This is a genomic window from Vibrio sp. CCUG 15886 (assembly GCF_028570825.1).
In the GTDB taxonomy this organism is placed as follows: Bacteria; Pseudomonadota; Gammaproteobacteria; order Enterobacterales; family Vibrionaceae; genus Vibrio; species Vibrio vulnificus_B.
This window is the reverse complement of sequence record NZ_JAQQBT010000001.1, coordinates 945,924-959,446: the sequence shown is the minus strand read 5'-3', so window position 1 is coordinate 959,446 and position 13,523 is coordinate 945,924. Positions and strand designations below refer to the sequence as shown.

Annotated in this window: 10 protein-coding genes; 6 read left to right on the top strand and 4 right to left on the bottom strand. The window is 45.9% G+C overall.

What is annotated here, in order from left to right; genetic code table 11:
- Nucleotides 1–23: 23 nt before the first annotated feature.
- Nucleotides 24–929: a 30S ribosomal protein S6--L-glutamate ligase gene (gene rimK, locus PQQ36_RS04065; protein WP_011081763.1), complete on the bottom strand. Its 906-nt coding sequence runs from the start codon at nucleotides 927–929 to the stop codon at nucleotides 24–26.
- 1,564 nt (nucleotides 930–2,493) lie between these two features.
- Here rimK and PQQ36_RS04060 point away from each other — a divergent pair.
- Both PQQ36_RS04060 and PQQ36_RS04055 read left to right on the top strand, forming a co-directional pair.
- Nucleotides 2,494–3,777 carry a condensation domain-containing protein gene (locus PQQ36_RS04060; protein WP_273660372.1) on the top strand — a complete coding sequence of 428 codons (1,284 nt, stop codon included), beginning with the start codon at nucleotides 2,494–2,496 and terminating at the stop codon, nucleotides 3,775–3,777.
- Between the two features lie 340 nt (nucleotides 3,778–4,117).
- Nucleotides 4,118–6,175: a TonB-dependent receptor domain-containing protein gene (locus PQQ36_RS04055; protein ID WP_040111013.1), complete on the top strand. Its 2,058-nt coding sequence runs from the start codon at nucleotides 4,118–4,120 to the stop codon at nucleotides 6,173–6,175.
- A gap of 99 nt (nucleotides 6,176–6,274) precedes the next feature.
- Here the strand turns inward: PQQ36_RS04055 and PQQ36_RS04050 are convergent, their stop codons facing one another.
- Entirely contained in the window at nucleotides 6,275–7,183 is a 909-nt protein-coding gene (locus tag PQQ36_RS04050) for a siderophore ABC transporter substrate-binding protein (RefSeq protein WP_011081759.1), read from the bottom strand.
- A gap of 55 nt (nucleotides 7,184–7,238) precedes the next feature.
- A complete protein-coding gene (locus PQQ36_RS04045; protein WP_017421574.1) occupies nucleotides 7,239–7,481 on the bottom strand; it encodes a phosphopantetheine-binding protein in 243 nt (80 codons plus the stop codon).
- 225 nt (nucleotides 7,482–7,706) lie between these two features.
- Between PQQ36_RS04045 and PQQ36_RS04040 the strand changes: the two genes are divergently transcribed.
- The 4 genes from PQQ36_RS04040 to PQQ36_RS04025 all read left to right on the top strand — a co-directional run bounded on the left by PQQ36_RS04040 (nucleotide 7,707) and on the right by PQQ36_RS04025 (nucleotide 11,762).
- Nucleotides 7,707–9,335, top strand: a complete 1,629-nt coding sequence (locus PQQ36_RS04040) for a (2,3-dihydroxybenzoyl)adenylate synthase (protein ID WP_123773391.1) — start codon at nucleotides 7,707–7,709, stop codon at nucleotides 9,333–9,335.
- Nucleotides 9,336–9,563: 228 nt separating this feature from the next.
- Nucleotides 9,564–9,893, top strand: coding sequence for an isochorismate lyase (locus tag PQQ36_RS04035; RefSeq protein ID WP_011081756.1), 330 nt, complete (start codon nucleotides 9,564–9,566; stop codon nucleotides 9,891–9,893).
- Between the two features lie 102 nt (nucleotides 9,894–9,995).
- Nucleotides 9,996–10,883, top strand: coding sequence for an isochorismatase family protein (locus PQQ36_RS04030; RefSeq protein WP_011081755.1), 888 nt, complete (start codon nucleotides 9,996–9,998; stop codon nucleotides 10,881–10,883).
- Between the two features lie 63 nt (nucleotides 10,884–10,946).
- Nucleotides 10,947–11,762, top strand: a complete 816-nt coding sequence (locus tag PQQ36_RS04025) for a siderophore-interacting protein (protein WP_011081754.1) — start codon at nucleotides 10,947–10,949, stop codon at nucleotides 11,760–11,762.
- A gap of 118 nt (nucleotides 11,763–11,880) precedes the next feature.
- Here the strand turns inward: PQQ36_RS04025 and PQQ36_RS04020 are convergent, their stop codons facing one another.
- The gene (locus PQQ36_RS04020; protein WP_273660369.1) at nucleotides 11,881–13,518 is read right to left on the bottom strand and encodes a (2,3-dihydroxybenzoyl)adenylate synthase; all 1,638 of its coding nucleotides are present in this window, start codon (nucleotides 13,516–13,518) and stop codon (nucleotides 11,881–11,883) included.
- Nucleotides 13,519–13,523: the final 5 nt, after the last annotated feature.

Sequence of the window (13,523 nt, the reverse complement as noted above, 5' to 3'; positions counted from 1 at the left end):
GAAGTCTGGCTTCCACCGCGTCATTAACCTCTACCTTTGGTACGGTTTGAATTTGGTTTGGCGTTCTTTTCGATAAATTCGTAAATCATGCCTGCCACATCTTTGTTGGTCGCTTGCTCGATACCTTCTAAACCTGGAGAAGAGTTCACTTCCATGACCACTGGGCCATTCTTAGATTGAAGAATATCAACACCACACAGGTTTAGCCCCATCACTTTTGCCGCATTAATAGCGGTAGCGCGCTCTTCTTTGCTCAAACGAACCAATTGCGCACTGCCACCACGGTGTAAGTTAGAACGGAACTCGCCTTCTTTCGCTTGGCGTTTCATCGCAGCAATCACTTTGTTGCCCACAACGAAACAGCGAATGTCTGCGCCTTTTGCTTCTTCAATGAATTCTTGCACCATGATATTGGCTTTTAAGCCCATGAAGGCTTCAATGACACTTTCTGCCGCTTTATTGGTTTCTGCCAATACCACACCAATGCCTTGTGTGCCTTCCAGTAACTTAATCACCAAAGGTGCGCCGCCTACATTGCGGATCACGTCTTGGATGTTGTCTGGATGGTGAGCAAAACCGGTACGTGGCAAACCAATGCCTTTACGTGACAACAATTGCAGAGAGCGCAATTTATCGCGAGAGCGGCTGATGGCAACGGATTCGTTAACCACGAACGTGCCCATCATTTCAAACTGGCGGACGACTGCTGTGCCGTAGAAAGTGACAGAGGCACCAATACGCGGAATGATGGCATCGTATTGCGGCAATTCTTCACCCTTATAGCGGATCTTCGGGTTGTTACTCGTAATATCCATATAGCAGTGTAACGTGTCGATCACATCGACCTCGTGACCACGTGCTTCACCCGCCTGTTTTAGACGCATGGTGGAATACAGATTCTCATTACGAGAAAGAATAGCAATACGCATGGCAATTCCTTAGTAAGTCAGTACCAGTTTTAAATCATTGTAGGATAAAGCGAACAGGTTTAAATGATGTGACATGAACCGAATAAATCGGCACTAACCATTCGCTAATACGATTAAGGAGTGTGGTAGGACACCACATCGTTTAGAGGTGCGCACCTTAGTTTTTTTTATAAGACGATGAAAACGAAAAAAAATCATCGTAATGACAAAAAAAATCTATCGCCATTGCGCCCTTATCGCAGTTGAGTGTCAAGAGCTGTCTGGAAATTAATTTACTATTGGCTTGCGGTTTTGCACGATGAGAAAGTCGTAGAAAACGGACATCTGGCAGGCTATTTCGAGATATTCACCGCATAGATGGAATTTTTTATTGATAAATGTATCTAATTTCCGAGTTGGAAAAAATAAAACCCCGCCTGGTTTCCCAAGCGGGGCTTATTCTCTTTCGCAGCAATCCAGCTACTGATAGTGCTCCCTGCATCTATCCATGATATTGGCTAAATCCTTTAACCTAATCCTTTGTCCATCGCCTTCCTAGCGGTGTCCTTACTGGCCTGTCATCCTGACTGGCGTAACTCTATCCCAGAGTGTAACGTCCTTGCTGACAACTCATCCTAAGTTATCAAATCTTCATCCTGAAGATACCCAATCCTTTAGGCTTTGTTCCTGTTCCCGCCAACATCCTGTTGACGAAGACAGTATTGAATTTTTGTCGGTTGGCGGCAATTGTCTGCAGAGAATTTTTTTCGTGTATTTTTAAAGTGAAAAAGTGATAGTTCTTAAAATACATTGACTTAGTCAGTTAATTAATACGTTTTCCTCGAAATGAAAAGTGAAAAGCTTACAAGGCTTGTAAGAGATCTCGCACAAAGTGAATGGCAAATTGGTTGCAGCACCTTTTTATCGCACCTTAGTTCGAAATGCGTGACATCACATTTTCTTTTTATTAAGGCTGAATTCGTCTGTGAAGGCTTGTCGAAGCGGCAAATGGTGTCCTACTTTTAATGGTACAAAAATTGTATGTTTTTTAATCGTCAGGAAAACGGAACAAAAATGCCATTTTTCTGTCATAAGAGAAGCATAAGTTAGTAACGGTTAGAAAATGAAACCTGCCTTAGTGTTCAAAAACGAATTGTAACAGTCAGGTGTTTATCATTAACTTGTGAAATTAATCACGGTCAAAACGAACATTCCTCGATATGTTATTGAGGAATATGACCTAAACAAAAAGTCCTGCATGAGTAGGGCACATAATTAATGAGGAAGATGGCTATGAAAAAAATGAGAAAAGCTCAGCTTCATCGCATCCGCATCCAGTATTGGAAAGATGCTAAAGAAGCTTCTAAACAAGCCTAGTGTTAACCAAAGCAAGCCGAGCTGGTAAGCGATTACATTTTCTTTCCTAATACCAGCTCATTATTTTTCCCAACAACGACTTTCCCTTACTTTCCCAGATAACAACCCAACAAACATTAGATTAATTGTAATTGATAACTATTATCATTGATTGCAGTGGTGATGTTGTTATCATTTGTTCTATCTTTTATTACGATTCGATAGGCAAATGAGTAAACCTGTGTTTTTCCCACTCTCTTTGGCTCAGCAAGAATACTGGGCTGAGTATCTTGCTTTCCCTGAAAGAGCTTTTTCCAATGTGGCACACTGTATCGAGATCAGCGGAGAGTGCGATATCGAATGTTTGTATCAAGCTATTTTGGAAACCACACAAGAAGCGGAAGCGCTGCGGCTCTGTTTTGGTTGCGATGAGCAAGGGTATCCACGTCAAGTGGTGCTGGGCTGTTCTGCGATAGTGCTGGATTGCATCAACTTGACTGATGAAGCCGAAGCGGAACAACTCGCGTGGCAGAAAATCCGTGATGACATTGCGAAGCCAATTGATCTGACAGGGGAGGTGCTGACCTATCAAGCCATTTTTCGGCTCAGTGAGGTTAAGACACTTTGGTACATAAGAAGCCACCACATCGCGCTTGATGGCTACAGCTTGCACTTAATAGAGCAACGATGTGCCTCTCTCTATTCTGCATTCATACAAAGCCAGACGCTTCCCGTTGTGTTTAAAGGATTCGATACTTACGTCAGAAATGAGCAGGCTTATTTGTGTAGTGAGCGAGCAGAGAAAGACCAACGTTTTTGGTTGGATTATATCAATCAGCACTCGTTTATCTCGTACAACGATGATGACTTCAATAACGACACTTTTGCCGTTGCAAAGGAGGTTGATCCTGAGCTAAGAGCGGCGCTCTTAAACGTCAGCCAACAACAGCAGTGGGCTTGGGTGGATTTGTTGGTGGTTTTGGTCGGTCTGTACTGCGTTGAAAAGCAGGTTCTCACAGAGCAGCAATCGGCAAGTGACGGATTGTGGATCTGGCTACCCTATTTAAATCGAATGGGTAACCGTTGCGCCAATACGCCTTGTTTGATGGTCAACACCTTACCGCTGTGGATCAATGTCGATATCGAGGAAAACTTTGTGGATAGGGTGAAGCGGCTCATGGCTGAGTTACGTCTTCTTTATCGTCACGGTAAGTACCCCCTAAGTGCCAGTCTTAATGTAAAAGCAAGTCAGTCCCCTTATATCAATGTGCTTATTGATGAGGATATTGTATTTGGTGGGTGTCAGAGTGAGCGCAAGGTCGTCGCGAATGGCACCAATGATGGACTCAATATGACATTTCGCGTAAGGAAGGACGCAGCCAACATTACCTTCACGATAGAAGGCGAACAACGATGGTTTGGACAAGAGCAAATCACCCATCTCAGTGAGCAGTTGATGGTGTTTATGCATCAATCATTCAATACCTTAGCCGAACAGAACTCAGGACAATGAAGGCATCTCATGCGGTGAGTAGCCTATATTCTCACAAATGCAAATGAGAATGCTTTACATTTAAATTATCAATAATTAGAATGCGTTGTGAACTACGTTGTTATACCACTCGATAGTTGAGTTTATGCTTTTGGCCTGAATCAGCCCCCGTTTGGAACGTATGTCAGTCGGAATATTTGCAATCAAGCACATGGCTTTTGAGCGTGACTCTATAGTGCAACGCTGTTCAGTTTCGGTCTCTTTACGCCTCTCTACTCAATCTCGAGGTAGAAGCACCACTCGCTATGCCTGTGCATCCTGAATGTAATCAGTTGTTTATTAGAGTTAAGGAGAAATTCAAATGGCAGCTTTACGCCCAGCGCGAACGAGCGTTGCAGAAAAAAAAATCTTTAAACTGCACGCTCTGTCTGCGGTAGTGATGGGGCTTTGTGCCAGTGGTCAAGCCTATGCTCAAACCGATAATACCAACAGCAACAAAAAAGAAGAGATGCCTGTTGTCGTTGTTATCGGTGAGAAAACAGAAAGAACCATTTATGACACCAGTTCGAGTGTCCAAGTGTTCGACCAAGAGACGATAGACAATACCCCAGGAGCAACAGAGATCGATGACCTGTTGCAACTTATTCCTAATATGGTGGACTCTGGCCAAGGTAACAGCATGCCAACAGTGCGTGGTATTGATGGTTCTGGCCCATCTGTCGGTGGTCTGGCGAGCTTTGCAGGTACTTCACCTCGTTTAAATATGTCCATTGATGGCCGCTCACTGACGTATTCGGAAATTGCGTTTGGTCCGCGTTCTCTTTGGGACATGCAGCAAGTCGAAGTGTATTTAGGTCCGCAAAGCTATATTCAAGGTGGTAACTCTTCTGCGGGTGCGATTGTAATGAAAACCAACGATCCTACCCACCATTTTGAAAGTGCAGTAAAAGCAGGTATTGGTGAGCGAAACTATTCACAAACCGCTGCAATGATCTCTGCACCAATCATCCAAGACGAACTTGCATTCCGCCTCAGCTTTGACCAACAAAAGAAAGAAAGTTTTGTTGGCTTGGCAGCCTATGACCCTGCTGGTGAGTCAAGCCGTATTGAAATGAGTTCTTTGAGAGGCAAGTTACTCTATGAGCCTTCATCAATGGATGGTTTCAAAACAACGCTTGGTGTATCGCTTATGGACTCTCGTAGTCCCCAGTCAGAAAGCATCAACATTGAAGGAGCAAATGCTTTTCGAGCTGTTTTTGAGACAAGTTCGCTCAGTACGGTATGGGATGTTTCATGGCAACTGAATGATCAATTTACTTTTGAAAGTAATGTGGTTTACGCCGATTTCACCAACGAGCGGCTTACATATCCAGTGGATAAGTTTGATTTTTCAACCAGTGGCTCGGAGTACCATGTTGAACCTATTTTGAAGTACCTTTCAAGTAACGGTCGACTGAGCGCATTGTTTGGTGCTCGTTATTACTCTTCTAAACAGAATGAGTCTTTTACCACTACGAGCGGTAGCAATCCTATGAAAGGCAGTAAGGATACGCAGTCTCTCTTTGCAGAAATGACTTATGCGATCACGCAATCAATAGATGTTACGCTGGCAGGGCGCTATGAGAAGGAACATATCACAAGAAAAGTTGAAGTATTCAACATTGATTATGATGAGACGTTAGGGGTTTTCCTACCTAAGTTCGATATCGCGTATAAGCCAGCTAATGATCAGACCTTCGGTTTTAAAGTGGCAAAAGGTTACAATGCGGGTGGCGCGGGCTTAGGTTTCAATAGTATTACTTCTGGTGGTTTTAAGCCTTACGAGTTTAAAGAAGAGTACCTGTGGAACTATGAGTTCTATACTCGTCATCGTTTAGGTCATTCGCTAGAGTTACTCACCAACACCTTCTATAACGATTTTGATGACATGCAGATGACCCAACTGCTTGCCAATGGTGATGTATTCATTACCAATTTAGACGAAGCTAAAACCTATGGTGTAGAGGTCGGCACACGTTGGTATGCCACAGATTCATTGGAGCTATTTGCTAACTTAGGTTTATTGAAAACAGAATACAAAGAGGTGAATGGAACTTCTAAAGAACTAGAGCGAGCACCAAACATAACGGGTAATTTAGGAGGGCAGTATAGCTTCTTTGATGGGTTTGAGTTAAGTGCCAACGCGGCTTACACGGGCGATTACTACTCAGATAGAAGCAACACGGTAATCACGACAATTGATGCATATTGGGTCGCTAATGCTCAATTGGCTTATGTGTTTGAAAACGGCCGAGCTACTCTGTTTGCCACCAACCTATTTGATTCCAATAAAACGACTCTGTACACATCGAGCAACTTGAATGATCAGCTAAAACAGCAACCACGTATGATTGGTGCTTCATTGCAGTTGAACTTCTAGCCCTTCCCAAAGTAAAACGCCTCTGATGTTGATCAGAGGCGTTTTTTATAGCAATTAGTTTCTCTATATTAGTTTCTCTATATCAACTGGCGAGAATGGCTACAATTCGACGGTCTCTTTGATGTCGGAAACCATCTTTTCCGTTGCAGAAATACCTGAGATTGAGAGATACCAAGCGTCTAGATCAAGTAAGGTGATTCGTTTGTTTTTGTAAGCGTTGGTGGCTTTGACCAGATCGTTGTCAAGATACTGTTCTTCAACTTGATTGCCTTTTCCTGAGAGCTTATCACCGTCAATCACCAATAGCGTACTTGGGTTGGCTTTATTAATGTACTCGTAAGAGATGATATCACCGTGGTTGTTGGTCTTAACGTTAGAGGAGCTTTCCTTAAAACCAAAATCTTCGTAAACCGACGCAAAGCGGGATTGTGAGCCAAACGTCGTGATATTGCCACCGGATGTCATGATGGTGAGCGCATCCACTTGGTTTTTCTCGTTGTATTGTTTGATGGCAGCAAACTCTTCATTGAGCTGACTAATCTTCTGCTCAATCTTTTGTTGGGCGTTGAAAATTTCGCCCATATTACGCCATTGTTTTTGTGTGCTCTGCCAGTAGCCTTGCTTGAGATCAGCACTGAACACGATGGTCGGGGCAATTTCCGACAGCTCTTTGTATTTGGACGTCGCACGAGGACCAATGATGATCAAGTCTGGTTTTTGGCTGTAGATGGTTTCAAAATCTGGCTCAAATAAGCTGCCCGCCGAGGCGTATTTCGCATCCTGAAACTTATCGAGATATTGTGGCATTATTGGCGCTTTCGCAACGGCAACGGGCTCGATGCCAAGATAATCCAGAGCGTCTAAGGCCCCATGACCAATAACAACAACACGCTTTGGTGCATCTGAAATTTTAGTGCTCCCCATGTAATGCTCGATCACAAGATCTTTCGCCATTGCACCACCAGAAATCAGGGTGCTGACCAACATAACGCTTAATTTTAGTTTCATTTTTTTGTCCTATTGAAAAGGCTATTTCGAACAAATAGCCCATGTCCGTGGTGCTTTAGGCAAGTGCCTTTGCGTTGAAAATGATGGTTTGCCAAGAGCTGAACGTTGGTGAGTTCATCAGTTGGGCAAAGTTGACTTCGATACCCACTTGGCGAAGGCGACCAGTGAGGCGCATTAAACTGATGGAGTCGAGGCCCAGTTCAATCAGGTTGATGTCGGACTGAATTTCAGCTTCGCTGACTCGCAGTAACTCGCTGAGCGTGGCAAGCAAATCAAACTCTTTTAGAGGTTCTGACAAAATAATTTCCTTTCATTTTTCGCGACTTATTGCCGATTTTCTTTACGGCTAAGTGTAGGAAATAACCATATCATTACTTGATTGATTTATTCAAATGATTATTATTACCATTTGCATTTGGTGCTATTAATATCACTGATTTGCGTATTGGTTTGGGTTACTCATGCCTAGTGCTACGGCCAGTAATCTAAATAGGAGTGACCTTAAAGAAAGGCAAGGATAGATATGGTCGTCGCGACAACCGAAACACCAAAGCAGATACTCGATGGCTTTGTGCGTAAACCTAGTGTTCAAAGTGAACAATATCAGGCTGCAAATTTGTGGCGCAATTCGCCGCTGTGGCAAATTCTTCATCAGGGAGTAGGGCGTCACCCAGATAGGATAGCGGTGACCGATAATCACACTTCACTGAGCTATCTCGAGTTGGCCAATCGCGTGGATAGGATCGCCGCTGGGTTACGAGAAGAAGGGCTTGTGTGTGGTGACAGTGTTGTCTTGCAGCTAGCCAATACACTCGATTTTCTCGTCGTGTTTTTTGCTCTTCAGCGCCTTGGTGTGGTTCCCGTACTGGCATTACCTGCACACGGTTTGGTCGAAATTCGCCACTTTATGCAACTCTCTGAGGCAAAAGTGTACATCGGCTCCAATCATGAAAAGGATGACAAAGCGTTGGCGATTGCCACTCAGTTGCAAGCGGAACTATCAGTGTCCATACGCTGCTATATCAGCGGGCATTTTGGTCAATTTTCGCCGTTGCCAGAGTGTGACGCTGGCGATTTTACACCAGCGATGGTAGACCCAGAACACCCGGCACTTTTCCTCGTTTCTGGAGGCACGACAGGGCTACCCAAACTTATCCCCCGAACTCACAATGACTATCTGTTTAATGTTGAGCAATGTGCGAAAGCCAGTGAAATCAGCGCGCAGGATGTGTATTTGGCGGTGTTGCCTGCGGCACACAATTTTACCTTGGGCTGTCCTGGGATCTTAGGGGTGTTGAATGCTGGCGGCAAAGTGGTTTTGACCACCAACCCAAGCCCAGATTATTGTTTTGAACTTATTGAAAAACAGTGTATTACCGCAACGGCGTTGGTGCCTGCATTGGCGCAGCTGTGGACGGAGGCAACTCAATGGGAGTCGACGGATCGTTCGAGTTTGCGTTTGATGCAAGTCGGTGGTTCCAAGCTTGCCTATAGCGATGCGCTGGAAATGCAAAACGCCTTTCCAAACGCGTTGCAGCAAGTTTTTGGTATGGCGGAAGGTTTGATTGCGTGTACCCGTTTGGGCGACGACAAAGAAATTATTGCAACAAGGCAAGGTCGTCCTGTCAGCGAATGGGACGAGGTCCTCGTTGTGGATGATCAAGGCAAGCCAGTTGCGATTGGAGAGGAAGGGGAACTGCTGACCCGAGGGCCTTACACGCTTAGCGGATATTACCGTGCGCCAGAGCATAATCTGCGGGCGTTTACGGATGAAGGGTATTATCGCAGTGGCGATCGCGTGGTCGTCGATGCCAACGGTTACTTCACGGTCACTGGACGGATAAAGGATGTGATCATTCGTGCTGGCGAAAACATTGCTGCTGATGAGTTAGAAGAGCTCTTATTGTCGCATCCACAAATTGCCCAAGTAGCGGTGTTTCCCCTGCCAGATGCTCATTTAGGTGAAAAAATCGCCGTCGCCGCCGTCATTCGAGGTCCCGAAATTATGTTGCGAGACATTCGGCAATTTCTCCAAACCAAAGAGATCGCCGCATTCAAACTTCCTGATGAACTGTTTGCGGTCAAATCGTTGCCAAAAACGGCCGTAGGTAAAATCGACAAGAAGCGCATTTTAAGCACCATTCTGCCGTGATAGTTCTACAACCTATTGGTCGAAAAAGAAAAACACGACGAGGGTAGGTGGCCGTATGGTAAAGAAATGGTTGTGTGCGGTTGTATAATTATTGTTAATGATATACATTCTCATTTATGTTTTGTGTGGTTTCGAAGTGAACAACCACTGAAATAACCTGTTTGTCTGTGCCAACCGCTGCGAGGCGGACGCACATAAAGCAAGGAATTCAATCGAAAGGAAATAACCGTGGCATCGTTGAAGAAACCAGAAGCGTGTGAAAGCCTCAATGATATTCGACTGGGAATCGACACTCTTGATAAAGAGATTGTCCATATCCTCTCTCAGAGAATGGGATACGTGAAAGCTGCCGCACAATTTAAACCCGATGAGAAAAGCATACCTGCCCCTGAGCGAGTGGCGTCCATGCTGGAAGAACGCCGGCATTGGGCTAATGAACAGGGGTTATCAGAAGAGTATGTGGAAGCACTTTTTGACAACATTATCCAATGGTACATCAGTCAGCAGATCCAGCATTGGCGCAGCCAAAAAGGCCTTGCGCCAGTGAGCCAAGATTAGCTTATCACTCGTAAAAACGACGCTAACCGTCATGCTTCGTCTGTGAGTGGCGCGTAATCGAACCGCCACCATCATGACAAACAAAATGAAAGGATTATCAACATGGGAATCCCCAAAATTGCTGGCTATCCGTTGCCAACCCCCGCTGAGTTTCCAGATAACAGAACGGGCTGGACAATCGATCCCGACCAGGCCGTACTTTTGATCCACGATATGCAAGAATATTTCGTCAACTATTATCAGCCAGATTCATCGCCAGTTGTTGACATCATTCAACATATTCAACGCTTAAAAGCCGCAGCGAAAAAAGCGGGCATTCCCGTTATCTATACGGCGCAGCCTGCTAACCAACATCCGACAGACCGAGCGCTGCTCACTGATTTCTGGGGGCCGGGCCTGAATGGCGATCATGTACCTATCGTTGAAGCGCTCAGCCCGGAAGAGGGTGACATTGAATACGTCAAATGGCGTTACAGCGCATTTAAGAAAACCCCATTGCTCGAGTTTATGCGCGCGCAAGGGAAAAGCCAGCTCATCATTTCTGGGATTTATGGCCATATCGGCATACTTTCGACCACGTTAGACGCCTTCATGCTGGACATCCAGCCGTTTGTGATTGGTGATGCTATTGCGGATTTTACTCGAGAAGATCATTTGCGGACCTTGGAATACGTGGCCAGTCGTAGTGGCAGCGTAAAGCGTCTCGATGAGGCATTAGATGAAATCCGTTCGCAAAAGCCGCTAACGCTGGAACAGATCCAGCAGGACGTTGCGACGAGCTTAGGAATACAACCAGACGAGGTTGATCTTGATGAGGATTTAATGTTCGTTGGCTTGGACTCGATGCGGGCGATGGTGTTGGTGGAAAAATGGCATCAACAGGGTGAGAACATTTCGTTTGGTCAATTGATGGAAGCGGCTTCGCTTAGAGAGTGGTGGCTGGTGATTGAACAAGCGAGAAATGAAGAACAAACCATGGCCGTCGCCTAAGTGTGAAGGTCAAAGATAACAACGTCAGCTAGGCAAAAATAACAAAAAAGATTAGGTGAAAGAATGAGTGACAGCCCAGAGCGCGTCTATCCAATGTTACTGGATTTTGTACGCAAAGAAACCATCTCAAAAAACTTACTCCGAGTAACGTTAACCGGAGAGGATTTAATCGGCTTCCCGGAAGACCAAAATGGTTCGCACATCAAAGTGTTTTTCCCCAACCAAGCAAGTGGCATTCTCCAGTTGCCGGTGCGAGAAGGGGACAACGTCATTTGGCCTGAACACAAACCCGTTCCGAGAGCTTACTCGGTCAGACAATATCGTGCGGCGGTGAATGAGCTGGACATCGATTTTGTGACGCATGGGGAGGAGACTCCGGGCGGTGGTTGGGCACTAAAGGCAGACATCGGCTCGCAGATTGGTTTAATTGGGCCAGCAGGACCTGACCCGCTCATTGAACCCGCGGATTGGCATATAATCGCAGGTGATCTCTCGGCGGTGCCTGCGATTAGTGCCATCTTGGAAAAGTTGCCCAGTGACGCCAAAGGCTATGTGTTTATTGAGGTGGATGAGATTGAAGATATCCACGATCTTGTTCATCCAGAAGAGATGGCCATCAATTGGTTGATGCGCAATCCTCATGATGCCGAGCCCGCATTAGCTAAGGCGATTAAGCAACTACCCTCCCCAGAGAAAGCGACCTCGCTGTCTGCTTTTATCGCGGGTGAAAACCAGAGTGTGATCAACTGCCGTAAGATCTTGCGCAATGACTATCAGATCGCGCGTGACAAGCTCTACGCGATTCCTTACTGGAAAAGAGGTAAGACGGAAGAAGCGTATCACGATGAACGTCATGATGTGATGGATGCAGTGTATTAGTCCACTGCCGTTGTTCATCGATAGCGCCTCGAAACAGAAGAAAGCCGATTTCATTAAAATCGGCTTTCTTTTTATTCCGTTTTTTTATTCCGTTCTGTTCACGACTTACTTTTCGCTACTAAGCACTCAAACCAAGCTGGGCGTAAGATTCACGCAAGCGTTTCTTGTCGATCTTTCCTACGGATGTTTTGGGCAGAGCATCGGCAAATTGGATCACATCGGGGATCTTATAGTCCGCTAACCCTTTGCTGCGTAAGTAGCGTTTTAGTTCCGTTCCTGTGATATTGAGATGACGTTTGGTGACGATCACTGCGCAGCTTCGCTCACCCAACAAGCGGTCGGGAATGGCAATCAGCGCCACATCATGAATCGCACTGTGGCCCAGCAAATGATTCTCCACTTCTTCTGCCGCGATTTTTTCACCGCCACGATTGATCTGATCTTTGTCTCGGCCTGTGACGATGATATTGCCTTGCTCTGTTATCTTCACAATATCGCCAGTGCGATAAAAACCGTTGTGAGTGAACGAACGCTGATTGTGCTCCGGTGCTCGGTAGTAGCCGCGAATCGTATAAGGCCCTTGGGTAAGGAGAAAACCTTCTTCTCCGCAGGCAACCTCTTCACCGGCTTCATTGACTACTTTTACTTGATCATGGGCGGATATGGGCCGACCTTGCGTTTCGATGATCACCTCCAGCGGATCGTCCAGGCGAGTATAATTCACTAGCCCTTCTGCCATGCCGAACACTTGTTGAAGCTGGCAATTGAGTGCTTTTGGCAAAGCTTTTGCCGCACTTTGGCTCAACTTAGCACCACCAACTTGGATTAACTGTAAGCTCGATAAGTTGTAGCGTGCGTGTGGCGCCGCATCCATCCACAGCAAAGCTAACGGGGGAACCAGAGCCGATACGGTTACTTTGTGACGTTCAATCAGAGGAAATGCCGCTTTGGGCGTTGGGTCTTGCGTCAGGACAACGGTGCCACCAGCGAAAAATACTCCAAGCGAACCTGGGGAACTGAGCGGAAAATTGTGCGCAGCGGGTAGCGCGCAAAGATAGCGTGTGTACTCATTAAAACCACAGATGGCGTTACTGCCGACCACACTGTAAGCATAATCATTGTGCGTACGTGGGATCAATTTGGGAGTGCCCGTCGTCCCGCCGGAAAGTTGAAAAAAGGCAACCTGACTTGCGTTACTGACAGGGGCCAGTTCTCGTTCATCGCGAAAGTCGTCAAATGAGATGAAATGAGATTGCAGCAGCTCGGAGTGATTGGCTCTGACGATGACATGGCGCAAACATGGGTGCTCTTTGAGAAGTTTTTCGGCCAGCGTTTGGTAGTCAAAACCACGAGTTTGGCCATCGATCAGATACGCTTTGGCTTGGGCATGTTGGCAGAAGTAGCTAATCTCAGCGTGACGATGGGCAGGTAACGCCAATATTGGGCGAATGCCTTGATGAATCAACGCAAAGTAACTGACATAGAACTCGGCGATATTGGTCATCTGCAGAATCACGTTATCGCCTTCAGCGAGGCCCAGCGAGCGAAACCCATTGGCAGCCGCATGGATTTTTCGCTCAAGCTCAGCGTATGTGATGCTTTGTTGACTGCATACAATGGCAATATTGGTCGGGTAACGAATAATGGATTGCTTGAGATACTGATAGAGCGTTTTATCTTGCCATAAGCCAAGGCGGCGATAATCGTTCGCCATCTGCTCTGGCCATGGAGTGAAATCAGATTGTACAGAGTTCATGCCGA